Below are 24,578 nucleotides of genomic sequence, written 5' to 3' on the forward strand. Positions count from 1 at the left end.
CAATGGTGTTGCGCGTAATCGGGATTGATCCCGGGCTTACGCGGTGCGGTATCGGGGTCGTAGATGTTGCGGCGAATCGACGCGCGACTTTGGTGCACGTTGGTGTTGTGCGCACGCCGCCCGATATGCCGCTGGAGCAACGACTTCGAGCGATCGGCGACGGAATCGATGCAGTGATCGCTGAGTTTGAGCCTCAACAGTTAGCGCTCGAGCGTGTCTTCGCTCAAAACAACGTCAGCACAGTGATGGGCACCGCTCAAGCGAGCGGTGTCGCGATGTATATCGCTGCCAGTCACGGGATCGCGGTCACTCTCCACACGCCCACCGAAGTGAAGCTCGCGATCACCGGATACGGTGGCGCCGAGAAGAAGCAAGTTGGCACTATGGTGGCGCGCGTTTTGGGCCTCGCTGAGGCACCTAAGCCGGCGGATGCTGCTGATGCGTGTGCTCTAGCGATCTGCGGCGCATGGAACAACGCGCCGGGTTTCGTTGCAGCGCCTGCTGCTGCCGGAGTTCCCGGTGGAACAGCATCCGGTGCATCATCGTTGACACCAGCTCAGGAGGCGTGGCGGTCAGCCGAGAAGTCGGCGGGTGCTCGTAGGCTGGAGTCATGATTTCTTCCCTTCGCGGCACCGTTCTCGCCGCGGTCGGAACCTCGATTGTTGTCGAGGTCGGGGGAGTCGGCCTCTCTGTGAGCGTTACCCCCGAGCACGCCCTTTCGGTTCGTGTTGGTGATGAGACGCAATTGAACACTGCTCTTATCGTTCGCGAAGATGACCTCGCGCTCTTTGGCTTTCGCACTTCGGATGAACTCGGTGCGTTCAACCTCTTGCGAGGGGTTACTGGAGTCGGCCCCAAGAGCGCTATGGGTGTTCTTGCAGCACTCACGCCTGACGACATCGCTCGCGCCGTCACTGAAGAGAACGACTCCGCCTTTCGCAAGGTATCGGGCATCGGTCCCAAAACCGCAAAGCTCATCGTTCTCAATCTGGCAGGCAAACTATTCGTTACTGCTCCCCAGCGTGGCGCTCAACCCGTTGTCTCCACGCCAGTGTCCGAAAGTGTTTCACTGGCGCTGCAGGGGCTTGGATGGTCGGAGAAGCTCGCTCGACCGGCTGCAGAGGCGGCCTTCCGTGAGGCTAGCGACGCAGAGAAGGGCAATACGCAAGCCATCCTGAGACGCGCGTTGTTGCTCGTTGGTTCTCAGCCGGTGAGCGGTGGTTCGTGATGCCTGAAAACGAAGACGTCGTGGCCAACCCCGCCGTTCAGCCAGACGCAGAACTCGCCTTTGAGGGTGCTCTGCGACCGAAGTCTCTCGACGAATTCGTTGGGCAACAAAAAGTACGTGGGCAGCTACAACTGCTCCTGCGCGCCGCCGCCATGCAGAACCGCACTGCGGATCACATCCTGCTCGCGGGTCCGCCGGGGCTTGGCAAGACCACCTTGGCGATGATTGTCGCGCATGAGAGCAATCGTCCGTTGCGGATGTCGAGCGGCCCGGCAATCCAGCACGCTGGCGACCTCGCAGCGGTGTTGTCGTCGTTGCTGCCCGGAGAAGTTCTCTTTATCGACGAGATCCACCGGATGGCACGCTCCGCCGAAGAGATGCTCTACCTCGCGATGGAAGACTTCCGTATCGACATCATGGTTGGAAAGGGCGCTGGGGCGACATCCATTCCGCTCGATATTGCCCCGTTCACGCTGGTCGGCGCCACTACGCGGTCTGGTCTGCTTCCCAATCCGCTTCGCGATCGCTTCGGCTTTACGGCTCACCTTGAGTTTTATGACGAGCCCGAGCTCGAGCAGGTGCTCGTTCGTGCAGCCGTAATGCTCGATTTAGAGATCGGGCGAGACGCAATCGCCGAGATTGCCGGTCGATGTCGGGGCACGCCTCGAATCGCAAACCGGCTGCTGCGGCGCGTGCGCGACTTCGCACTGGTCAACGACATCCCTGCGTCTCGGGATGCCGTTCGTGCTGCCCTTGAGCTCTATGACGTCGATGAGCGGGGTCTCGACCGCCTTGACCGCGCAGTAATGCAGACCGTACTCACTCGTTTCGACGGTGGACCAGTGGGGCTCAGCACTCTCGCAGTTTCCGTTGGCGAAGAAGCTGAGACTGTCGAGTCGGTTGTCGAGCCGTTTCTCGTTCGTATTGGCCTGCTATCACGCACGCCGCGAGGAAGAGTCGCTACTCGAGCCGCTTGGGAGCACTTTGGAGTAGCCGACCGGAATTCGACTCTATTCAGTGATGAACTATAGTTTTACTGGCTTAGCACGCGCCTCAGCTTGAGCGCCAGGCCCACAGACCACCGAAAGGTACCTCATGGATCCTCTTTCTATTGCGATGCTCGCCATTCTTGGCGTGCTCATCTTCTTCATGTTCCGCAACAGCCGCAAGCGCAAAGCTCAGATGGCAGAGCTGCGCGACCAGATGCTTCCCGGGGTTGAGGTTATGACCAACTTTGGGCTCTTCGGAACGCTCATCACCAACGACACCGTTGCCAACTCGGCCGAGATCGAGATCAGCAAGGGTGTCATCGTCAAGGTTCACAGCCAGACACTCGCCAAGGTCGTCGTTGACGAAGTCGCTGAAGAGGGCGCAGAGGGTGCACCTCGTTCAGTTGAAGAAGCCATGGAGATCGCTAACCGCGAAGCTGCTGAACGTGAATCAGGAGAAGCAGGAGAAGAGACCTCACAGGCTGCACCGAAGCCTGAGTACGGCGAGCTCTCTGATTCCGAAGCTCCCAACTCGGCCGAGTCGAAAAAGGCGTCCGAGTAACCCACTAGTGTTGAGAGTCGTCCTTCCCGAGGGCGGTTGTCCAATGGCGTGCGCTTCTGCACTGCTCTGTTAAGAAAGCTGAGTCAATTAGGTGGCAAGAACTACCCCTGTGAAAAACGCGTGGCGAGCCATCGTCTGGCTCACGGCACTCACGGTGGGGCTCTCCGTATTGATCGGTGCTGGCTCCATTTTCGGTTCGGCCTCCTGGGCTCCGAAGCTAGCTCTTGACCTTGAGGGAGGAACGCAAATTGTTCTCGCGCCTCAACTTGAGAGCGGCCAGACAGTTACTGGTGAGCAGCTAGCTCAGGCGGTGTCGATCATTCGCGATCGAGTTGACGCCAGTGGTGTGGCCGAAGCGGAAGTGACTACTCAGGGCGCAAGCAACGTTGTGGTGTCGATTCCTGGTGTTCCTGATGAAGAGACGCTTAATCGCATCCAGTCGTCGGCGAAGCTCGAGTTCCGCCCGGTGTTGTACACCGAGGTTGTCTCGACTGCTACGGCCGAGGCAACTCCAGAGCCCACTGATTCAGCTGAAACGCCAGACGGCGAATCGGCAACAGCTACCCCGGAGCCAACACTGGCTACTACTCCAACAGCAACGCCTACTGATGCCAGCGATCTCAACTGGATTACCGAAGCGCTGTTCGACGAGTACAGCAACTTCGATTGTGCGGCGCTCGACGCTTTCAGCGTTGCTCCGGCAGCTGAGCCGCTCATCACGTGTGACGCGGATGACGCGTTCAAATACATTCTTGGCCCGGTTGAGGTTGAAGGCAGCACGATTACCGACGCGAGCAGTGGCTTGATTTCGAGCTCGCAGGGCGTCAGCACCGGGCAGTGGGGCGTGTTTCCCACGTTCAACGGCGAGGGCACCAAAGACGTCGCAGCAATGACGACTCGCCTCTTCGGCTTCGATCAGACTGACCCGCGCAACCGATTCGGAATCGTGCTCGATGGTCGAGTTATTTCGGCACCCACAACTCAGGGAATCATTACGGGCGGTAATCCGCAGATTTCCGGTTCGTTCGATCAGGACAGCGCTAAAGTTCTTGCCGATCAGTTGAAGTTTGGCGCGCTGCCCATCGGATTCGAAGTGCAGAGCAATCAGACCATCTCGGCAACCTTGGGAACGACCCAACTCAACTCCGGTTTGATCGCCGGTTTGATCGGACTGCTCTTAGTTGTCATCTACTCGCTCTTCCAATACCGCCTGCTTGGTTTGGTTACGGTTGCGTCGCTTGTTGTTGCTGGTGTACTCACGTACCTCGTAATTGCGTATCTTTCGTGGCGTCACGGCTACCGGCTGTCATTGGCTGGTGTTGCTGGACTAATCGTGGCCATTGGTTTCACAGCCGATTCGTTTATCGTCTACTTCGAGCGCATTCGAGACGAACTTCGTGATGGTCGTTCACTGACAGGAGCTGTCGAAGCTGGTTGGAAGCGTGCACTGCGTACGATCTTCGCCGCGAAGGCCGTCAACCTGCTTTCCGCCGTAGTGCTGTTCGTACTCGCCGTTGGCAACGTACGAGGCTTCGCGCTGACGCTGGGCCTCACTACCGTGATCGACGTGCTCGTTGTCGTTCTCTTCACTCACCCAATGCTGCAGTTGCTCGCAACCACGAAATTCTTTGCGAGCGGACACCCGATTAGTGGTCTTGATCCACGAGCTCTTGGCGCTGTCTACCGGGGCCGTGCACAGTTCCGCACACCGGTTGCCACAAAGGCCACAGCGGGCGCGAGCCGCGAGGCTGTGCGTCGTCAAACTATTGCTGAACGAAAAGCTGCTGAGTTGGCGGGAACCGCCAAAGATTCCAGCTCAGATGGAAAGGAATCCTGATGGCTAGCTTCTCGAAATTCGGCAACGACCTCTACACCGGTGAATTATCGGTCAACTTCATCGGCCGCCGCAAATTGTGGTATATCCTCGCGGCAGTATTGATCGCGATATCGATCACTGTTCCTGCGCTTCGTGGTGGGTATGTTTTCGGTATCGAGTTCACTGGCGGTTCACAATTCCAGATCGATTCGGTCGCAGCGTTGGCCGATCCAGACACGAACGCCGAGGCTCAGAATCTCGCAACCGACACGGTTACCAGCGTTGTTGTTGATTCGGATCCTAAAATCACTGTCGTCGGCACTGATTCGTTGCGAATCCAGACAGAGCAACTGGAATCCGATGAGTCAAACGCGGTACGCGATGCCCTTGCCGGTGCGTTCAACGTCGACAACGACCAAGTAGCCGCGTCGTTCGTCGGCCCGTCATGGGGCGCGGACATCACGAGCTCCGCGCTGCGCGCCTTGCTCGTCTTCATCGCCCTTGCCGCGATCATGATGGCGATCTACTTCCGCACGTGGAAGATGTCCATCGCTGCCATGATTGCCCTTCTTCACGACATTGTGATTACAGCCGGTGTCTACGGAATTTTTGGATTCGAGATCACACCATCCGCCGTAATCGGGTTCTTGACGATTCTCGGCTTCTCGCTCTACGACACCGTGGTGGTGTTCGACAAGATTCGTGAGAACACGTCTGAAGATGGTTCCGAATCTCGCCGAACGTTTGCCGAGTCGGTCAACCTGGCGGTCAACCAGACCCTCGTCCGCTCAATCAACACTGGAGTCGTAGCAGCGCTACCCGTCGGTGCCATTCTGTTCATCGGAGCGTATGTGCTCGGTGCGGGAACGTTGCGCGATATCGCACTTGCACTGTTTATCGGAATTGTGGTTGGTACCTATTCCACAATCTTCATCGCTGCACCGCTCTATGCGCAGTTCCGCGAGAACGAGCCGGATATTCTCAGTCGCACGAAGCGGTTGACTGCATCGCGCGCCGAAGCGAAGGAACGCAAGTAGTCAGCATGTGCGGGCGTGGATTCGAACGTTCGCGGGCTAAGAGGCGCCTCTGTAACGCCGACGGCATCCTTGCGCCCTTCCGCGTTCTAGAATTGTTCTAGGAGGAAGCGGGATGAGCGAATCACCACAGTCAGCTGCCTCGTTCCGCGCGCTACTGCCGAGAATTTTCTCTCGCGCTCAACCTGCGGGCGCCGTTGAGAATCTGCTGCGCACAGTAAAGACCCATCACCCTAAGGCCAACCTTGCGCTCATTGAGCGCGCGTACGCCGCCGCATTCCGAGCGCACGACGGGCAGAAGCGCAAGAGCGGTGAGCCCTACATCACGCACCCCGTTGCGGTGGCACAGATACTTGCAGAGCTAGGCATCGGCGAGAAGACCATCGCAGCCGCTCTCCTGCACGACACAGTGGAAGACACTGCATATTCGCTTGATGAATTGCGGGTTGAGTTTGGTGACGAGATCGCCATGCTTGTCGATGGAGTAACGAAGCTCGATAAGGTCAAGTACGGCGACAGCGCACAGGCCGAAACGGTGCGCAAGATGATCGTTGCAATGTCGAAAGACATTCGAGTTCTTGTGATCAAGCTTGCCGACCGCCTCCACAACGCACGAACCTGGGGCTTTGTTCCGCGCGAGTCCGCGTCCCGCAAGGCACAAGAAACTCTCGAAATCTATGCTCCGCTGGCTCATCGCTTGGGCATCCAAGCGATCAAGATTGAGCTTGAAGACCTGTCGTTCGCTGTCCTGCATCCCAAGATTTATGTCGAGATCGAGAGTCTTGTCACCAAGCGCTCTCCAATGCGTGATGAGTTCGTCAAGGAAGTCATTGCTTCGGTCAATGACGACCTCAAGACCTCTCGAATCAAGGGAACCGTCGCTGGTCGCCCCAAGCAGTACTACTCGATCTACCAGAAGATGATCGTTCGTGGCCGCGAATTTGACGAGATCTATGATCTGGTCGGCATCCGCGTTCAGGTCAACTCTGTTCGCGACTGCTACGCAGTGCTCGGATCTATTCACGCACGGTGGAATCCGATTCCTGGTCGCTTCAAGGACTACATCGCGACTCCCAAGTTCAACCTCTACCAGTCACTTCATACGACAGTCATAGGCCCACACGGGCGTGCCGTCGAGATTCAAATTCGAACGAGCGAGATGCATCACCGCGCCGAGTTCGGTGTAGCAGCGCACTGGAAGTACAAGGATCGCAGTGCTGGCAGGATTGTCGAGTCTGGCCCAGTTGACAGCGATATGGCATGGCTCGCCCACATCACCGATTGGCAAGCTGAGACCTCAGACCCCAGCGAGTTCCTTGAATCTCTGCGATTTGAGATCGGCGCAAAGGAAGTTTACGTTTTCACACCTCAGGGGAAAGTCGTTGGACTTCCGGCCGGCGCAACTCCGGTCGACTTTGCGTATGCGGTGCACACCGAAATCGGGCATCGAACAATGGGTGCCAAGGTCAACGGGCGTCTTGTTCCCTTAGAATCAGAACTGACCAGTGGCGATTCCGTCGAGGTATTCACCTCTAAGAGTCCGGATGCCGCTCCGAGCCAAGACTGGCTTAGCTTTGTAAAGAGCACGCGGGCGCGCAACAAGATTCGTGCGTGGTTTACCAAGGAACGTCGCGACGAAGCTATTGAGCAGGGCAAGGATGCGATTGCTCGCGCTATGCGCAAGCAGAACATGCCGTTGCAGAAGCTCATGAATCACGAGTCGTTTGCTGACCTCGCATCGACAATGCGCTACGACGATGTTTCGGCTTTGTATGCAGCGGTCGGCGAGGGGCATGTCTCAACGCAATCTGTGATCGAGAAGCTCGTCGCGTCGCTGAGTTCAGGCACGGAAGAGGATGAAGGCGAACTCACCTTCCCTGCGCAGGGAAAACTGCGCCCGTACAAGCACTCAGACTCTGGAATCCTTGTTCGCGGTGCGCCAGATATTTTGGTGAAGTTGGCACGCTGCTGCACTCCGGTACCTGGCGACGACGTCGTTGGCTTTGTCACCCGCGGTGCAGGTGTCTCGGTTCACCGTGCGGATTGTAAGAACGTGCAGTCGCTGCTCGACGAGCCCGAGCGCATGATCGAAGTCGAATGGGCCCCCACCTCCAAGAGTCTCTTCCTTGTACAGATTCAGGTTGAAGCANTATTCTTTCCGCGACCGTCAACACTTCTACTGACCGTCTCGCAATCAGCAAGTTCGTGTTTGAGATGGGCGACACAACCCACCTCGACCGCGTACTCAACGCTGTTCGTCGCGTTGACGCGGTCTACGACGTCTACCGTGTCAATAGCGGCTAGCTTGCTGTAGCCTGCGTTTGGCTCGCACAGGCCAGCGCAAGCCGCTCAAGAGCGATTCGTTTCTTCGGTAGGTTGCGTCGTGCTGACAGCGAGTCCGAACACGCTGCATGGTCTAACTTGCCGTCTGCCATCAGCGTGGCAATGGCGGAGATCTCACGGTCGCCGAATTGTTCGCTGAATCTCAAAAGGTCGATGACGGTGCGGAGTCTCGAAGTCACGCTCACACCGGCTACGGTGTCAATTTCTTCTGCGGAGATCACTACCTCGCGCAGAGTCGCATTAAGACTCGGGTGCGGTCGGGTGCGCGCCCCGATTGCAACGCACAACTGATGCCGGCGTGGGGGAGCGATCAGCGCACCCCACACCCAAGCTGCGCTCAACTGCTCGGCGATGACGCGTGGATCGAGCCCGACTCCGAGTGCTCGCGCACGCAAGTGGATAGTTTCGAACTCGTCGATGGGACAGAAGCACTGATCGAGGGCATAGAGCTCGCCGTCGAGGGCGGCACATTGGAGTTCAACAAGGGGGAGATCGAGTGCACTGAGCACAGAAGGAAGTCGCGGGGTCATTCTCCTATCGTGCAGCCGTACTCGCGCCAATAGTTTGCCAACGTCAGTTCAGTGGACAAACCATCGGCCTGTGGACGGTCTGTTACTTCAGCGCGCCGAGCCATGCCTTGCGCGCATCGAGCGCATCCTGAGCTGCCGCAATTTTTTTAGCGTCGCCGCTGGCCTGAGCCTCAGCCAGTTCGGCTTCGAGCTTGGCGATTGCTTCGTGGAGCTGGCCCAAGAATCCCTCGGAACGTTCTTGGCGTTCTGGGTTGCTCTTGTTCCAGTGATCCTCGTCGAGTTTGCGCACGGCAGTTTCGATCTTTCGCAGGCGTTCCTCTGCGACTTTGATCTTGTCGCGGGGGACCTTGCCAATTTCGTCCCAGCGTTTTTGGATCGACAGCAGTGTCTTTTTTGCTTGAGCGCGGTCGGTAGCGGTCAAGAGTGGCTCGGCTTCGTCGAGCAACGCCTTCTTGAGATCCCAGTTCGCCGTGAACTCGACGTTATCTTGAGCGTCGACTTCAGACTTAGCGGCGTAGAGCACGTCGCCAGCTTGTTTGAACTTCGCCCATAGTGCGTCGTCAAATTTTTTGCCAGCGCGGCCAGCAGCCTTCCAGCGATCTAGGAGGCGTCGGTAGCTCGGGATTGCGTCAACACCCTGTGAGACGAGAGCTTCGGCCTCGTCAACAAGTACTTGTTTGTCGGCGCGTGCCTGCTTGTGAGCAGTGTCGAGTTCGGCGAAGAACGCACGGCGGTGGGTGTCGATCGTGCTGCGAGCGGCTCGGAATCGCTTCCACAGCTCGTTAGCTTCTGCCTTCGGAAGGCGAGGGCCATCTGCTTGGTGTGCTTTCCAACGCCCAAAGATGTCATCGATCTGGGCTGTGACTTGTTTCCACTGAGCCTTTGCCGGGTCGGCGGCAGCGAGAGTCTCGGCTTCAACCACGAGTGCTGTGCGGGTAGCGATCGCTTCGCCGAGTGCAAGTTTGGCTTCTTCGCCCTGCTTCTCGGTGAGTTTAGTTACTGAGCCACCGAGGGCCTCTACGCGAGCGGCGAGCGCAGCGAGGTCGCCGACAGCGTTGGCTGTCGCAATGGACTCGTTGAGGGTGCTGATCGCCTTAGCGACGTCTGCAGCGGGCGCACCGTTCTTCACGCGCTGCTCGAGCAGCGTTACCTGGCCGGCAAGTTCGTGGTACTTGCGGGTGAAGTAAGCCAAAGCCTCTTCTGGCGTTCCATCGGGATATTGACCGACAGCGCGTTCGCCTTCTGCTTCGCGTACAAAGACCGTACCCGTCTCATCGACGCGTCCCCACTGGTTCTGCTCCTGTGTAGCCAATTACTTCACCTTGCTGGTTATGCCGGAAGCCGCTGCCCGGGTGAACCCAAGCTTAGGACAACCACGCTTGCGGTCGTTGACGCTGTTACTGGATCGTGAAGCCCGTGATGCTTGTGGCAGTCACCGGCGCTCCATCTTCGGCATCGTCGACGATGCCTCCAGCGATGATCTCGGATTGCAAAACATCGAGACCAGAAACGACCGTACCGACAATGCTGTAGCCGCCGGCGGTGTCGTCAGGGATTATTGCATCGTCAAAGACGATGAAGAACTGGTGTCCATTTGAGAAGGCGTTGTTGCCGGTGCGTGCCATCGCGATGGTGCCTGCCGGGTAGAACCCGCCGACTCCCGCGTTTTCAATGGGCCCATAGGCGTAGTCGGCGTCGCTAGCGCCGGTGCCGTCGAGGGAGCCGCACTGAATGAGACCAGCGTTCTCCGTTTTCACGACGCGGTGGCAGGTCGTTCCTCCGTAGTAGTCAGAGGCAACGGCGTCAACAATCGAGGCGACGGCTTGGGGTGCCGCTGTTCCATCGAGTTCGATTCCGAGAGCGACGTCGTTGAGCGTGAGCTCGCCGGTCCAGATACGGTCTTCAGATACTGACGCATCCGGCACGTCGCCGACATTCTCTTGGGGTGCCGCGGACGGTTCAGGCGTAAACGACGGCGCTGGTGCTGGCGTTCCGGGCCCGTCACTGAAGTAGAACACTTGAGCTGTTGCTACGAGGGCAATCACGATGAGGCCGACACCAACAGAAAGCAGGTTGTCGCGCTTGCGTCGCGCGAGAGTGCCCTCATGAACTGCGTTGCGAGCAGAATAGTGGCGCAGGCGTTCCCGAGCGTCTCGTTGCGCGCGTGAATGCTTCTTGTTGGATGCCACCATTACTCCTTGAAGGATTGCGGATTTCGCCGCGGTCGTAGGAACGCCACACTGAACCTTACGGTCTCGTGCGAATCTCGACCAAACGCCACGGCGTTCCAGCGCTGAGCGCGATCGCTGCTCTTTGGGTCAGTGCAGACGATTACGATTGGGTTATGGATGCTTCCGCAAGTCTTCACAGCGGGGCCACGCCTCTTGCTGTGCGTATGCGTCCGCTGGCGCTGGATGAGATTGTCGGCCAGAAGCACTTGCTTCAGCGCGGCTCGCCGCTCATGAGCCTCGCGTCAGATGCCGAGGGTAGTCACGGTTCGGCATCCATTATTCTGTGGGGGCCTCCTGGAACCGGCAAGACCACCATTGCCAAGGCCATAGCGCGAGATTCGCAGCGCAAGTTCGTGGAGCTCTCTGCGGTGACGGCCGGTGTGCGAGATGTTCGCAAGACGATGGATGAAGCACTCACCGCTCGCGATCTCTATGGGGTCTCTACGGTTCTTTTTCTCGACGAGATTCACCGGTTCAGCAAGGCGCAGCAGGATGCCTTACTTCCCGGTGTCGAGAACGGTTGGGTGATCTTGATTGCCGCGACCACCGAGAACCCGTCCTTCTCAGTGATCTCCCCATTGCTATCGCGGTCCCTTCTCTTGACACTCAATCAGCTCGCCGATGACGACCTGAGAGAGTTGATTGACCGTGCAGTGAGCGATCAACGCGGGCTCAAAGGTGCGGTGTCGCTCGAGCCAGAAGCGCGCGCGCTACTCGTTCGGCTGTCCTCTGGCGACGCTCGACGCGCACTGACGGCTCTTGAGGCGTCGGCGGTGTCAGCCGCTAACGACGACGACGCGGCAACCCCCGTAGTGGTGACGGCAGAACACGTCGCTAACGCGGTTGATCGTGCCCTGCTGCGCTACGACCGTCAGGGTGATGAGCATTACGACGTCACTAGCGCATTCATCAAGTCGGTGCGTGGATCTGACGTCGACGCGGCGTTGCACTACTTGGCTCGGATGATCGAGGCCGGCGAAGACCCGAGGTTTATCGCTCGACGCGTGATCATCAGTGCTGCCGAGGATGTTGGGGTAGCTGATCCGCAAGCTTTGGTGATTGCTGTGGCGGCTGCCGACGCTGTGCAACTGATCGGCATGCCCGAAGGTCGCATTCCGTTGGCTGAGGCCGTTGTTTATCTCGCAACTGCGCCAAAGTCGAATGCAGCTTACGTGGCATTGGATGCCGCGATTGCTGACGTTCGTGCGGGCAAAATCGGTCGTGTGCCTAAGTCCCTTCGCGATGCGCACTATCCGGGGGCGAAGCGGCTGGGCCACGGTAAGGGCTATCGGTACTCTCACGATTCGGAGTTTGGCGTCGTTAATCAGCAATATTTGCCCGACGTGCTGAAGGGCACCGAGTACTACACGCCGACAAACAACGGAAACGAGCGAGAAGTGTCGGCGCGTTTAGCCAAGTTACGAGAAATCATTCACCGCGATTAGCACTCTCAGGCGCGGGGTGACGAAGGGCGCGGTGTTTCGCGGCGTCGGCTGGCTCAGCGTGTTAGAGTTATGCGTCCCATCGATACGGTTTCGGCGCGCGGCTGCAATGAAACCGGATATCGCGGAGCAAAGGTCTGTAGCCGACCAGTCTCCATTGGGCCATCCCTCTACTTTCTTTTGGTGTGTTGTGTACGCGCGTTCGCGTGCGAGTAATCACCAGAGTGTTCTTACTTGAATCAATCGAAAAGGATCTTGTGTCTACTAAGTCACGTACCCGCAGCAAGACTCGCCTCTCGCGCGCACTGGGCATTGCCCTCACGCCGAAGGCGGCAAAGTACCTCGAAAAGCGTCCCTATGCTCCGGGTGAGCACGGCCGCACCAAGCGCAAGCAGGACAGCGACTATGCTGTTCGTCTTCGCGAGAAGCAGCGTCTACGGGCCCAGTACGGTATCCGTGAAGCTCAACTAAAGATTCAGTTCGAAGAGGCTCAGAAGACCGCCGGTCTGACCGGTGAGAACTTGGTTGAGCAGCTCGAAATGCGTCTCGACGCTTTGCTCGTTCGTTCGGCAATCGCCCGCACGACCGCTCAGGCTCGTCAGATGATCGTTCACCGCCACATCTTGGTTGACGGCCAGCTCGTTGACCGTCCGTCGTTCCGCGTCAAGCCTGGACAGCTCATGCACGTCAAGGCTCGCAGCGAAGGCATGGAAATCTTCCAGGTTGCCGCAGCTGGCGGACACGTGGATGTTCTTCCGAAGACGCCTGGCTACCTTGAGGTAGAAATCGACAAGCTGCAGGCACGCCTCGTGCGCCGCCCGAAGCGCGCCGAAGTTCCCGTGACCTGCGAAGTTCAGCTCGTTGTTGAGTACTACGCAGCACGCTAACTAACGTGGAAAGGGCCGGGGCTTACGCCTCGGCCCTTTTTCGCGTTCGGCGGCATGTTGGAGTGTTTGTCGAATAGCGTGTAACTACCACTATTTTTGAGACTGATCGGAGTAGCCATGACTGGCGGAGATATCGCAGGGCTCATTGCGGCAGGAGTATTCGCAATTCTCGTGGGGTTGCTGGCAATTCCGTTGCTCAAGCTGGGTCGCGTGTTCGACGAAACTAGTTCAGCCATCCGTGGAGTGAGCGACAATCTTGACCCCATGCTGACCGAGGCGACGGCCACGATCTCTGAGACGAACCGCCAGTTGGCTCGCGTAGATGCGATCACGCGCAACGTCGAGGAAACCACGGGCAACGTCTCCGCGCTCATCGCGCTAGCAGCCGCCACCGTTGGCGGCCCACTGATCAAGATCGCCGGACTCAGCGCTGGCGTGCGTGCGGCTGTGCTGAGCATCCGCCCGAAGCGCCGCCGCTGAGGCACCTAAACCGCCTAAGCTAGTACGGTTCTTGCACCGTTCTTGCACCCCAATCTGAAGGAGAAATTATGAAGAGCGCAGTTCTTTTCGTTGTTGGCATCGCAGTCGGTTTTGTAGCAGCACATCAGGTAGCCAAAACTCCTGAAGGCAAGCAGTTCTTCTCGGATGTAGACAGCAAGACTCGCGAATTTACGAGTGCGGTTGTTGACGGCTATCGCGAACGTGAAGCAGAGCTTCGCGCCGCGGTTGGCGAGGCCGAAGAGGCCCTCTCGGACTTCTCGCAGCGTTCTAAGTAAGACATTCAGGGCCCTCGGGCCGCATTATTGAGTTCCCGGGGATCCCATGCAGACCGCAGACATTCAGAACCGTTGGTTGACCTATTTTGGTGACCGTGGTCACACCATCGTTCCTTCAGCATCGCTTGTGAGCGATGACCCGACGCTGTTGTTTACGGTCGCGGGCATGGTTCCCTTCGTTCCGTACCTGACCGGCCTAGTGCCGGCACCGTACGACCGCGCAACCAGCGTGCAGAAGTGCATCCGCACACTCGATATCGAAGAAGTAGGCAAGACCCCCCGCCACGGTACGTTCTTCCAGATGAACGGAAACTTTTCGTTCGGCGACTACTTCAAAAAGGAAGCTATTGGGTTCGCGTGGGAGTTTCTGACTCTGCCCGAGGCTGATGGTGGGCTCGGATTCCGACCAGAAGACCTGTGGGTCACCGTCTATGAAGACGATGACGATGCGGTCGCATACTGGAAAGACACGGCCGGTCTGCCGGATGAGCGCATCCAGCGGCTGGGCATGGACACCAACTACTGGTCGACCGGGCAGCCTGGGCCAGCTGGACCCTGTTCAGAGATCTTCTTCGACCGCGGCCCGGAGTACGGCGCCGACGGAGGCCCCGCTACCGACGACGACCGTTACGTTGAAATCTGGAACCTCGTGTTCATGCAGTACCTCCGCGGTGAAGGCAAGGGCAAAGAGTTCTCGATTCTCGGCGAACTTCCCAAGCAGAACATCGACACCGGGATGGGCTTGGAACGCGTCGCGTTCCTCAAGCAGGGTGTCGAGAACATGTACGAGATTGACCAGGTTCGCCCAGTGCTCGACAAAGCAGCAGAACTTTCCGGTCGCACCTACGGTGCCGATCACGAAGCCGACGTTCGGTTGCGAGTAGTCGCCGACCACGTGCGATCGAGCCTCATGCTCATCGCGGACGGCGTGACCCCGAGCAACGAGGGCCGCGGCTACGTTCTGCGGCGCCTCCTTCGGCGCACGGTGCGCGCCATGCGTCTGCTCGGCGTCGAGGGCACAACTTTCGCTGAGCTGTTCCCGGAATCTCGGGACGCCATGAAGGCTGCTTACCCCGAAGTGGAGAAGGACTACGACCGCATCTCTCGCATCGTTCTTGCTGAAGAAGACGTCTTCATGCGCACCCTCGCGAGTGGAACAACGATCCTCGATACAGCGGTCGAGAACACCAAGAAGTCCGGCGCGTCAGAATTACCGAGTGACACCGCATTCCTGCTGCACGATACTTTTGGGTTTCCGATCGACCTCACCCTCGAGATGGCTGCCGAAGCTGGCCTGTCCGTAGACCGTGACGCTTTCGACACACTCATGAAGCAGCAGCGTGACCGTGCGAAGGCAGATGCCGGCTCCAAGAAGCAGTTCCTCGCCGACCTTTCGGTTTACGGCGCATTCCGGGCGCTGGGCGAAACTACTTTTACGGGCTACGAAAACCTCCAAACCGACTCAAGCGTCATCGGAATCATCGTCGATGGCGTGTCAGTGTCGCGTGCGATATCCGGCCAAATTGCTGAAGTGATCCTCGCCGAGACCTCGCTTTACGCGGAATCCGGTGGCCAAGAAGCGGATGCTGGCGCAATCGTCGGGGCCAGCTATCACCTCGAAGTGCTCGACGTACAGCGCCCGGTGAAGGGGCTCATCAGCCACAAGGTCCAAGTGACTGCTGGCGAGGTCGGAGTCGGAGACCCGGCTACCGCGCTTGTTGATGCTGAATGGCGCCGTGGGGCGACCCAGGCGCACTCGGCAACCCACGTCATCCACGCTGCATTGCGTCAGATTCTGGGCAAGGATGCTCACCAGTCGGGTTCGTACAACAAGGCCGGTTACATGCGGTTGGACTTCTCCTGGTCGCAAGCGCTATCGGTCGAGACCAAATCAGAGATTGAAGAAGTCGCCAACACTGCGGTGCGCGACAATCTCGAGGTCACGACCCGAATTATGGCGCTTGATGACGCCAAAGACTTGGGCGCGATGGCACTCTTCGGAGAAAAATATGGTGACTCTGTTCGTGTTGTCGAAATTGGTGGACCGTGGTCGCTCGAACTCTGTGCGGGAACCCACGTCGGCCGCTCGGCCGAGATCGGCCTGATCTCGCTTGTCGGCGAGTCGTCAGTTGGTTCGTCAAACCGCCGCGTTGAATCACTCGTCGGTATGAATGCGTTCCGCAACTTCGCTGCCGAACGCGCAATCGTGTCCGAACTGACCACCAACCTGAAGACGCCGCGGGAGCAGTTGCCCGACCGGATCGCTGAACTTATGGCGAACCTGAAGTCGGCGGAGCGCAAGATTGCCCAACTCGAGGCTGGCCAGTTGTCCCAGCGTGTACCCGCCTTGGTCGAGACCGCCCAGATGCTGGGTTCGGTAAAGGCAGTCGTTGAAAATGTTGGCGAACTTCCGTCGACCGATGACCTCCGCGGACTTGTGCAGTCAGTTCGTGAACGACTGGGCTCTGAAGCAGCAGTCGTAGCACTCGCTGCGACGGTCGGCGACAAGCCAGCGGTGATCGTGGCAACAAACGATGCATCTCGTGCTCACGGTTTTGCTGCCGGTGCACTCGCCAAGGCTGCTGCTGGCGTGCTCGGCGGCGGCGGCGGCGGTAAGCCCGATATTGCTCAGGGCGGTGGCGCGAACCCCTCAGCGATCCCTGACGCGCTCGCGCTGATTACGTCGACCCTCTCGGCATAGCCGATGCGCTCGGGTACTCGACTCGGCATTGACGTTGGCAAGGTACGGGTTGGTGTCGCGCGCAGCGATCCGCACGGGATGCTGGCGACTCCAGTAGAGACTATTCAGCGTGCTGACCGCAGCGTGCAACTAGTTCTCGCCCTTGCGACGGAACACGATGCTGTGGAATTTGTTGTTGGCCTCCCGATCGCTCTCTCTGGTCGGGACACTGCGTCCACGGGCGATGCTCGTGAGTTCGCCCAACAACTCGCCGACAGCTCGGATCTTCCTGTGCGCCTCGTCGACGAGCGGATGACAACGATGAGTGCGAACTCTGCACTGCGGGCATCCGGTCGAACGGCTAAGAATTCTCGCTCGGTCGTCGATCAGGTAGCCGCCGTTATAATTTTGCAACACGCCCTCGACTTCGAGCGCTCAGCGGCGAGACCGCCAGGCGAGCTTGTCGAACCGACGCTAGGATCCTGATTATGGCTGATGAACCGAACTGGGAAGACATCTTCAGCGATCAATCCAGTGAGAGTGCACCCAAGTCAGCCCGCGCTGCAGCATTGCACGGCACAGACGGCACTGAAAGCATTGAAAGCACTGATGACCGTTTAGGCAGCGCTGAAGGTTCAGAAGGTTCAGAAGGTTCAGAAGGCGCAGAAGCGGCTACCCCTCTGGCGCCTTCTGGTGAACAGCCTATGACGCGTCGCGAGGCGCGAGAGGCTCAAGAGACGCGGACCTCACGCAGGTCACAGAACTCAGCCGACCCCGTCGCCGAGTCTTCGACGGTGGGACCCCCTCGACGCAAGGGCCGTCTCTGGCTCATTCTCGGGCTCCCTCTTCTCGTCATCGCCTTGGCCGGCGCAGCGGTTGCGGCTTACGGCTGGATCAACTACGAAGAGAAGATCCGCGAAGTGCTCGGATGGGAAGTGCCGAACGACTTCGAGGGCGCGGGAAATGGCGAAGAGGTAGTCGTTACGGTCAACTCAGGCGATATTGGTTCCGATATTGCGCGGAGCTTGAACGTCGCCGGCGTCACGATGACGTTCGATGCGTTCTACAATCTGCTGCTGTCCCAGGAAACCGACCCTGCATTCTTCCCTGGCAACTACTCGCTCCAAAAGGAAATGAGCGCTCAGTCTGCGCTCGACGCACTACTCGACCCTGAGAACAAGGTAACCGACAGGCTCTTGATCACGGAGGGCACGACTCTGCCCGATGCGCTTGAGATTATTTCTGAGACGACAGGCATCGCTCTGGCAGACGTGCAGGCAGCATCCGAAGATCTTGCCCACTTTGAGCTCCCCGCCGAAGCAATCAGCCTCGAGGGCTATCTGTTCCCGGCAACCTACGACCTCAACGGCGCCCAAGACCCTTACGCGGTGCTCGATCTGATGGTCAACACGATGTACGAGAAGTTGGATGCCGCTGGTGTCGCCGTTGAGGACCGCTACCGAATTCTGACTATGGCAGCGCTCCTGCAGCGTGAGGCTGGCCCGAACACTGACGACTTCTACAAGATCGCTCGAGTGTTCTATAACCGGCTCGACCAGGATATTCTGCTGCAGTCTGACGCGACAGTCGCCTACGGCACCGGAAACCTGCACACCGTGTGGACGACGGATGCCGAACGCGCCGATGCAAGCAACCCGTACAACACCTATGCGAACCCTGGACTGCCCGTCGGTCCTATCGGACTTCCCGGCGAGTTGGCGATCGATGCAGCGATGAATCCTGTTGCGGGGGATTGGCTCTTCTTCGTGCCGATCAACCTCGCGACAGGCGAAACGGTCTTCACGACCAACGTCGATGACCACGAAGCGGCAGCGCAGCAACTCCGCGACTGGTGCGCCGAGAATGAAGAAAATGGGAGCTATTGCTAGAGAGTTCACGCATGCCTCCTGTGGCATCCGATCGTTCGAAGCTCGCTGTTCTTGGCTCTCCGATCGCGCATTCATTGAGCCCAGCGATTCATCGGGCGGCCTATGCGACTCTCGGTTTTGACTGGCAATATGACGCCGTCGAGTTGTCTGGGGACGCTCTGCCGGCTTTCCTCAGTGCCCTTGATGGGCGTTGGCGTGGCTTGTCGTTGACGATGCCGCTCAAGCGTGACGTGGTACCACTGCTCGACTGGACAGATCCGCTCGTGGAGCTCGTCGGCGGTGCCAACACTGTCGTGATGTCCGATGACGGTCTCCGCGGTTATAACACCGATGTCGAAGGCGCGATGCGCAGCTTTCTCGATGCAGGGCTGTCAAGCCTGGAGTCAGTGTGGATCCTCGGGGCCGGAGCCACCGCGTCATCGTTGCTCGTGGCATCCATTCGAATGGGCGCACAGAACATAGAGATTTTCGCGCGCACCCCCGCGAAAGCTGAGCCGCTGAAGGAGTTGGGCGGATCACTCGGTGCGAGCGTGGTGGTTCGGCAGTGGAAAGAAGCAGCGTTGTCGGTCGAGATTCCTTCCGTCATCATCTCCACGGTTCCCGGTGGGGCAATGGATCTGCACTTCGACGAGAGCGTGCGCACCGCAGCCGCGCTGTTCGATGTCGCTTACGACCCGTGGCCCAGCGAGGTCGCGAAGAGTTGGATGGCCGTCGGCGGCACCGTGATTTCCGGTCACGATCTGCTGATCAATCAGGCAATCGCCCAAGTGCGCATCTTTGCTGCGGGCACGCCAGACGTTCCGCTTGCTCGCGAAGCTGATGCGATTGACGCGATGCGCGCCGCGATTGAATCTCCGGCGAGCCACGACCACTCCTGATCACGCGAGTTCAGGGACCTGAGGCGGGGAAGCTTCACTCCGGGTAAAAACTGGCACCCTCTCGTGTGGGAGGATTGACGTATGCTTCGATGGTTAACGGCCGGTGAATCGCACGGCCCAGAATTGGTCGCAATTCTTGAGGGGATGCCGTCAGGCGTGCCCATCTCACCTGAACAAATTCAGGCAGACTTAGTGCGCCGCACGCTCGGCTACGGCCGTGGTGCCCGCATGAAGTTTGAGCAGGATGAGCTCACGCTGAGTGGCGGAATCCGTTTTGGCCTCACCATGGGTAGCCCCGTCGCGTTGCGGATCGGCAACACCGAGTGGCCTCGCTGGGTTGAGGTCATGAGCCCCGTGCCGGTTGATCCTGAAACTTTGCCCAAGGGTCGTGGTGCTGCCCTTACCCGTCCGCGCCCCGGTCATGCCGATCTCACGGGCATGCAGAAGTACGACTTCTCTGAGTCTCGCAACGTTCTTGAGCGCGCGAGTGCCCGCGAAACCGCGGCACGGGTTGCTCTCGGTGCTATTGCTCGCGCTTTCCTCGACGGCCTCGGTATCCGCCTTGTCAGTCACACCCTCTCGATTGGCACAGTGCGCGCGCCGGACGGGAGCCCACTGCCAACTCCTGGCGATGTGGCAATTCTCGACGCCGACCCCCTGCGGTGCTTCGATCCAGAGACTTCACAGCGCATGGTTACCGAAGTGGATCTCGCTCACGAAGATGGCGATACTCTCGGCGGAGTTGTTGAGGTTCTCGCCTACGGTTTGCCGCCGGGTCTTGGCTCGTACACGCACTGGGATCGCCGAATCGATTCACAGCTTTCAGCCGCACTCATGGGCATCCAAGCGATTAAGGGCGTAGAGGTTGGAGACGGTTTCGAGACTGCTGCCCGCCGTGGTTCCGTCGCGCACGACGAACTCGTCCACTCCGCCGAAGGCATCTCTCGTGAGAGTGATCGTGCAGGCGGCATCGAGGGCGGAATGTCGACCGGCACCGTGCTGCGTGTACGTGCCGCAATGAAACCAATCTCCACTGTTCCTCGTGCTCTTCGCACCGTCGACATTGCGACAGGTGAAGCGGCAGTGGCGCACCACCAGCGTTCTGACGTCTGTGCGGTTCCGGCTGCTGGCGTCGTCGCAGAAGCGATGGTTGCTCTCACCCTCGCGAACTCTGTACTTGAGAAGTTCGGTGGGGATTCGCTCGGCGAGACCAAGCGAAACCTTGAGTCGTATCTCGCTGCAATTCCTGACGCTCTTCAGACGACTCGGGCTACCTATGCTCAATGATGGCGGAGCGATCGTAGTCATCATTGGCGCACCCGGTTCGGGAAAGACCAAAGCGGGAAAGAAGCTTTCCAAGATTTTGGATGTCCCACTAATCGATACCGACAAGATTGTCGTAGCTTCACACGGCCCAATTTCTGAGCTCTTTGCCGAGTTCGGCGAAGAGTACTTTCGGGAGCGCGAACGCGAAGCGGTGGCAAACGCTCTGCTCGAACCCGCCGTCGTCACATTGGGTGGGGGCGCAGTGCTCAATCTCGCCACGCGCGCAGATCTCGCATCGCACCGCGTTGTCCAATTGACGATGTCGAAGGCTGCTGCTCGTCTGCGCATAGCGGGCAGCAAACGTCCGCTCGCCAAGAACGCCGATGAGTGGGAGAAGCTGGTCGAGACCCGTCGGCCCATCTACGACGAGCTATCGTCGCTCACGATCGATACCTCACTGAAGCCAATGGAAAAAGTCGCGCGAGAGATCGCCGACTGGTTGGGAACCCAACAACAATGACTGAAACCACGATCATCCCGGTCGCCGGCGCGAACCCGTACGACGTACTCATCGGGAGAGGGTTGCTGCCGCAACTTGCAGAACAGCTTGGCCCCCGTGTCGCAAAGGTGTTGATCATCCACCCGGCAACGTTGGGTGCGCGTGCCAACGCGCTGCGCGACTCGCTTGCGGAGAAGTATGAAGTTCTCCTTGCCGAGGTTCCGGATGCCGAAGACGCTAAACGCGTTGAGGTTGCCGCGTTCTGCTGGCAGATCATGGGCCAGACCGACTTCACTCGCACGGATGCCGTAGTGGGTTTCGGCGGCGGGGCAACGACTGACCTCGCTGGTTTTGTTGCGGCAACCTGGCTGCGCGGAATAAAGGTTGTTCACTGCCCCACGAGTGTCGCTGGGATGGTTGATGCTGCAGTCGGCGGCAAGACAGGCATCAATACCGCTGAGGGTAAGAATCTCGTGGGGTCGTTTTACGCGCCAAGCGCTGTTGTGGCTGATTTCGATGTTCTCGATGACCTGCCTCGTAACGAGATTTTGGCCGGTTTTGCGGAGATAGTGAAGTGCGGTTTCATCGCTGTGCCCGAGATTCTCGACCTCATTGAGGCTGATGTCGATGCCGTGACTGACCCTCACTCGGAGTCATTCCGTCGGGTCGTCGAGCTCTCCATTGAACTGAAGGCGCGTGTTGTTGCCGAGGATTTCAGGGATTTTGGCGCCCGCGAGATTCTGAACTATGGCCACACCCTGGGCCACGCCATTGAACATGCTGAGCGTTACCGGTGGCGCCATGGTGCTGCGGTTGCGGTCGGCATGGTCTTTGCTGCGGAACTTGCCCACCTTGCTGGTTCGCTGAGTTCTGAAGTTGTCGACCGGCACCGCAGCATCCTGCAGTCGCTGAGCTTGCCCATCGATTACCCCCTTGGTCGCTGGAAAACACTGCTTGCGACGATGCAGCGCGATAAGAAGGCTCGTGCGGGCATGATCCGCTTTGTGGTTCTCGATTCGGTTGGCCGAACGTCGATGCTGAACGGGCCAGACGAAGCGATGCTTTATTCGGCGTACCAAGAAGTCGGGGTCTAGCTGGCGCTCGCCTCGCTAGAGTGGAGCGGTGACTACAGTATTTGTCCTCAACGGGCCCAACCTCAGTCGGCTTGGCAGCAGAGAGCCTGACGTTTATGGCGGGGGAACACTCGTTGACCTTCGTGCCGCTCTCGAGGCCCACGCCGGTAGTCTCCCAACCGCGGCCGCGCTGTCGCTCGACTTTCGTCAGACTGACAGCGAAACAGAGCTGATTTCGTGGTTGCACGAGGCAATTGACACGGGATCACCAGTGATCATGAACCCTGCTTCCTTTACTCATTACTCTTACGCGTTGCGGGATGCTGCAGCCCAAGTGACAGGCGCAGGGCTTACGCTCGTCGAGGTGCACATCACGAATCCGCACGCGCGTGAGGAGTTTCGCCACACGAGCGTGATCTCTGGTGTTGCCACCGGTGTGATCGCTGGCTTTGGCTTCGAGTCGTACATTCTCGGCCTCGACGCAGTTGCTCGGCGACTCAGTTAGACTGCAATGTCGCATTTGTCGCCTTCGCGACGGAACCGCGCTTTTGCTCGTTAACAGAAACGGATTTACGCATGGCCTCTACCGCTGACATCAGGAACGGCGTCGTTCTCAACATGGACGGTGGATTGTGGACCGTTATCGAGTTCCAACACGTCAAGCCAGGCAAGGGCGGCGCCTTTGTCCGCACCAAAGTGAAGAACGTGCGCACCGGCAAGACCGTTGACCGCACCTTCAACGCTGGCGCGAAGATTGAAACCGAGACCGTTGACCGTTCAGAGTTCCAGTACCTGTATAAGGATCTCGAGAACTTCGTGTTCATGAACACGAGCGACTACGACCAGATCACCTTGAGCGCTGCCGCTGTAGGCGACGCCTCGAACTTCATGCTCGAAAACCAGAACGTGGTAATCGCGTTGCACAATGGTGAGCCGCTCTATGTAGAGCTGCCAGCATCCGTAGTTCTCGAAATCACGTACACGGAGCCAGGTCTTCAGGGCGACCGTTCAACGGGGGGCAGCAAGCCCGCCACCGTTGAGACTGGCTACCAGATTCAGGTTCCGCTGTTCCTTGAGCAGGGCACCCGAGTCAAGGTCGACACCCGCGATGGCGGCTACCTCGGTCGCGTGAACGACTAAGTGGGGGCACGCAGCAAGGCGCGCAAGCGCGCGCTTGACCTTATGTACGGTGCCGATGTTCGTGGCGAGAGCATTAACGAAGCGTTGGCAGCAGAGTCGTCACGAGCGATGAATGACCCAGCACGGGCAACCTCATGGGCGTATGCCCAGCAGGTTGTTTTGGGAATCACTGCTCATGGTGACGAGATCGATGAACTCATCGAAACCTATTCTCAGGGATGGCCACTCAACCGGATGCCTGCGGTGGATCGCGCACTCTTGCGTATTGGTCTGTGGGAAATCTTGTACAACGACGAGGTGCCGACGGGTGTCGCTATCTCTGAAGCCGTCGAATCTGCCAAGGTGCACTCCACCGAAGATTCGGCTGGTTTCATCAATGGTTTGCTCGGTCGGATCGCCGCCAGCCACGAATAGTTAGCCCTTATGTGACGTAGCGTTACGCACTCGCGTGACGCTACGTCATGGCTCAGATTGGCAGCGCGATCGTGTGGTCCTAGCGTTCAGGGATGAGTTCTTCATCCCTACGCCGCACAACCGCAGCAGACGCGCTATCTGTGTCGATCCGCGCGCTTTCGCGGAGTTTTGGCGAGCGTCGTGTGCTCCTTGACATCACACCAGGTGAGATCGTCGCGCTTATCGGCCCCTCTGGTTGCGGCAAGTCGACGCTTCTGCGTCACATTGGTGGGCTAGATTCGCCGACCTATGGAACGATCGACATCGGCGGAGAGCCTGTTACTGGTCTCGACGCGCGTACGGCGATTGCGTTTCAAGAACCGCGTCTACTTCCGTGGCGTTCGATCACGCGAAATGTCGAGGTTGGGCTTCCGCGAGGCAAGCGCAGTAACGGTGAACGTGACCGGGCCGCTGATCTTCTTGAGTTGGTGAAACTTTCTGCAGCGGCTCATCTTCGTCCGCGTGAGATTTCTGGCGGCATGGCCCAGCGTGTTTCGTTGGCGCGCGCGTTGGCGCGTCGGCCCGGCGTGCTTCTGCTGGATGAGCCTTTCGGGGCACTCGATGCGCTGACCCGTTTTGCGATGCAAGACCTACTCCTCGAATTGCATGCGGCAGAGCCGGCGACAATTGTCATCGTGACCCATGACGTCGACGAAGCGCTTTATCTCGCCGATCGCGTCATTCTCCTTGGGGCGCCAGCCAGCGAGGCATCCTCTGAACCCGCGAGCATCCTCTCCACGGTCACGGTGCCTGGTGTCCGACCGCGTGACCGGGGCAGCGGCGACCTAGCCGAATTGCGCGTCGAATTGCTTGACGGCCTCGGCGTTCCCACCCATCACCTCACCTCTTCTTAGTGCCCCAT

24 protein-coding genes and 1 pseudogene are annotated in these 24,578 nt (G+C 58.8%); 22 read left to right on the top strand and 3 right to left on the bottom strand.

Annotated elements, in window-relative coordinates; all coding sequences use genetic code 11:
* Window positions 1-2: 2 nt before the first annotated feature.
* The 7 genes and pseudogenes from ruvC to ABD112_RS08380 all read left to right on the top strand — a co-directional run bounded on the left by ruvC (window position 3) and on the right by ABD112_RS08380 (window position 7,933).
* The gene (gene ruvC, locus ABD112_RS08350) at window positions 3-614 is read left to right on the top strand and encodes a crossover junction endodeoxyribonuclease RuvC (protein ID WP_343924918.1); all 612 of its coding nucleotides are present in this window, start codon (window positions 3-5) and stop codon (window positions 612-614) included.
* Window positions 611-1,228, top strand: a complete 618-nt coding sequence (ruvA, locus tag ABD112_RS08355; protein WP_343924920.1) for a Holliday junction branch migration protein RuvA — start codon at window positions 611-613, stop codon at window positions 1,226-1,228. Before ruvC ends, ruvA begins: the two co-directional genes overlap by 4 nt.
* Entirely contained in the window at window positions 1,228-2,259 is a 1,032-nt protein-coding gene (gene ruvB, locus ABD112_RS08360; RefSeq protein WP_343925155.1) for a Holliday junction branch migration DNA helicase RuvB, read from the top strand. Before ruvA ends, ruvB begins: the two co-directional genes overlap by 1 nt.
* A 64-nt stretch (window positions 2,260-2,323) precedes the next feature.
* Window positions 2,324-2,779: a preprotein translocase subunit YajC gene (locus ABD112_RS08365; RefSeq protein WP_343924922.1), complete on the top strand. Its 456-nt coding sequence runs from the start codon at window positions 2,324-2,326 to the stop codon at window positions 2,777-2,779.
* A 91-nt stretch (window positions 2,780-2,870) separates the two neighbouring features.
* A complete protein-coding gene (gene secD / locus ABD112_RS08370) occupies window positions 2,871-4,616 on the top strand; it encodes a protein translocase subunit SecD (protein ID WP_343924924.1) in 1,746 nt (581 codons plus the stop codon).
* The gene (secF, locus tag ABD112_RS08375) at window positions 4,616-5,632 is read left to right on the top strand and encodes a protein translocase subunit SecF (protein ID WP_343924926.1); all 1,017 of its coding nucleotides are present in this window, start codon (window positions 4,616-4,618) and stop codon (window positions 5,630-5,632) included. Before secD ends, secF begins: the two co-directional genes overlap by 1 nt.
* A 112-nt stretch (window positions 5,633-5,744) precedes the next feature.
* Window positions 5,745-7,933, top strand: a pseudogene (locus ABD112_RS08380) (RelA/SpoT family protein).
* Here ABD112_RS08380 and ABD112_RS08385 read toward each other — a convergent pair.
* From ABD112_RS08385 to ABD112_RS08395, 3 genes are all read right to left on the bottom strand, one after another.
* Window positions 7,930-8,502 (bottom strand): hypothetical protein, encoded by a 573-nt coding sequence (locus tag ABD112_RS08385; protein WP_343924927.1) that lies wholly within the window; start codon window positions 8,500-8,502, stop codon window positions 7,930-7,932. The pseudogene ABD112_RS08380 and the gene ABD112_RS08385 overlap by 4 nt on opposite strands.
* An 82-nt stretch (window positions 8,503-8,584) precedes the next feature.
* The gene (locus ABD112_RS08390; protein WP_343924929.1) at window positions 8,585-9,814 is read right to left on the bottom strand and encodes a DUF349 domain-containing protein; all 1,230 of its coding nucleotides are present in this window, start codon (window positions 9,812-9,814) and stop codon (window positions 8,585-8,587) included.
* An 85-nt stretch (window positions 9,815-9,899) separates the two neighbouring features.
* Window positions 9,900-10,694 (bottom strand): peptidylprolyl isomerase, encoded by a 795-nt coding sequence (locus tag ABD112_RS08395; RefSeq protein ID WP_343924930.1) that lies wholly within the window; start codon window positions 10,692-10,694, stop codon window positions 9,900-9,902.
* Window positions 10,695-10,846: 152 nt separating this feature from the next.
* Between ABD112_RS08395 and ABD112_RS08400 the strand changes: the two genes are divergently transcribed.
* The 15 genes from ABD112_RS08400 to ABD112_RS08470 all read left to right on the top strand — a co-directional run bounded on the left by ABD112_RS08400 (window position 10,847) and on the right by ABD112_RS08470 (window position 24,570).
* Entirely contained in the window at window positions 10,847-12,178 is a 1,332-nt protein-coding gene (locus ABD112_RS08400) for a replication-associated recombination protein A (RefSeq protein ID WP_343924931.1), read from the top strand.
* 254 nt (window positions 12,179-12,432) lie between these two features.
* A complete protein-coding gene (gene rpsD / locus ABD112_RS08405; protein ID WP_343924933.1) occupies window positions 12,433-13,062 on the top strand; it encodes a 30S ribosomal protein S4 in 630 nt (209 codons plus the stop codon).
* Between the two features lie 117 nt (window positions 13,063-13,179).
* On the top strand, window positions 13,180-13,542 hold the full coding sequence (locus ABD112_RS08410; RefSeq protein WP_343924935.1) for a DUF948 domain-containing protein: 363 nt from the start codon (window positions 13,180-13,182) through the stop codon (window positions 13,540-13,542).
* A 68-nt stretch (window positions 13,543-13,610) separates the two neighbouring features.
* Entirely contained in the window at window positions 13,611-13,838 is a 228-nt protein-coding gene (locus tag ABD112_RS08415; protein WP_343924937.1) for a hypothetical protein, read from the top strand.
* 46 nt (window positions 13,839-13,884) lie between these two features.
* Window positions 13,885-16,539, top strand: a complete 2,655-nt coding sequence (alaS, locus tag ABD112_RS08420; protein ID WP_343924939.1) for an alanine--tRNA ligase — start codon at window positions 13,885-13,887, stop codon at window positions 16,537-16,539.
* 3 nt (window positions 16,540-16,542) lie between these two features.
* Window positions 16,543-17,004: a Holliday junction resolvase RuvX gene (gene ruvX / locus ABD112_RS08425; RefSeq protein ID WP_343924941.1), complete on the top strand. Its 462-nt coding sequence runs from the start codon at window positions 16,543-16,545 to the stop codon at window positions 17,002-17,004.
* Window positions 17,005-17,006: 2 nt separating this feature from the next.
* Complete coding sequence (gene mltG, locus ABD112_RS08430) at window positions 17,007-18,407, top strand: endolytic transglycosylase MltG (RefSeq protein ID WP_343924943.1); 1,401 nt, start codon at window positions 17,007-17,009, stop codon at window positions 18,405-18,407.
* Between the two features lie 11 nt (window positions 18,408-18,418).
* Window positions 18,419-19,285, top strand: a complete 867-nt coding sequence (locus ABD112_RS08435) for a shikimate dehydrogenase (protein ID WP_343924945.1) — start codon at window positions 18,419-18,421, stop codon at window positions 19,283-19,285.
* Between the two features lie 81 nt (window positions 19,286-19,366).
* A complete protein-coding gene (gene aroC / locus ABD112_RS08440; RefSeq protein ID WP_343924947.1) occupies window positions 19,367-20,572 on the top strand; it encodes a chorismate synthase in 1,206 nt (401 codons plus the stop codon).
* On the top strand, window positions 20,562-21,071 hold the full coding sequence (locus ABD112_RS08445) for a shikimate kinase (protein ID WP_343924949.1): 510 nt from the start codon (window positions 20,562-20,564) through the stop codon (window positions 21,069-21,071). The genes aroC and ABD112_RS08445 overlap by 11 nt, the downstream gene beginning before the upstream one ends.
* Window positions 21,068-22,144, top strand: a complete 1,077-nt coding sequence (aroB, locus tag ABD112_RS08450) for a 3-dehydroquinate synthase (protein WP_343924951.1) — start codon at window positions 21,068-21,070, stop codon at window positions 22,142-22,144. The genes ABD112_RS08445 and aroB overlap by 4 nt, the downstream gene beginning before the upstream one ends.
* Window positions 22,145-22,172: 28 nt before the next feature.
* A complete protein-coding gene (locus ABD112_RS08455; RefSeq protein WP_343924953.1) occupies window positions 22,173-22,628 on the top strand; it encodes a type II 3-dehydroquinate dehydratase in 456 nt (151 codons plus the stop codon).
* Between the two features lie 71 nt (window positions 22,629-22,699).
* Window positions 22,700-23,263, top strand: a complete 564-nt coding sequence (gene efp / locus ABD112_RS08460) for an elongation factor P (protein ID WP_343924955.1) — start codon at window positions 22,700-22,702, stop codon at window positions 23,261-23,263.
* Complete coding sequence (nusB, locus tag ABD112_RS08465; protein ID WP_343924957.1) at window positions 23,264-23,677, top strand: transcription antitermination factor NusB; 414 nt, start codon at window positions 23,264-23,266, stop codon at window positions 23,675-23,677.
* A 92-nt stretch (window positions 23,678-23,769) separates the two neighbouring features.
* Window positions 23,770-24,570: an ABC transporter ATP-binding protein gene (locus tag ABD112_RS08470; RefSeq protein WP_343924958.1), complete on the top strand. Its 801-nt coding sequence runs from the start codon at window positions 23,770-23,772 to the stop codon at window positions 24,568-24,570.
* Window positions 24,571-24,578 lie beyond the last annotated feature (8 nt).

It is taken from the genome of Rhodoglobus aureus, from assembly GCF_039527955.1.
Classification (GTDB): Bacteria; Actinomycetota; Actinomycetes; order Actinomycetales; family Microbacteriaceae; genus Rhodoglobus; species Rhodoglobus aureus.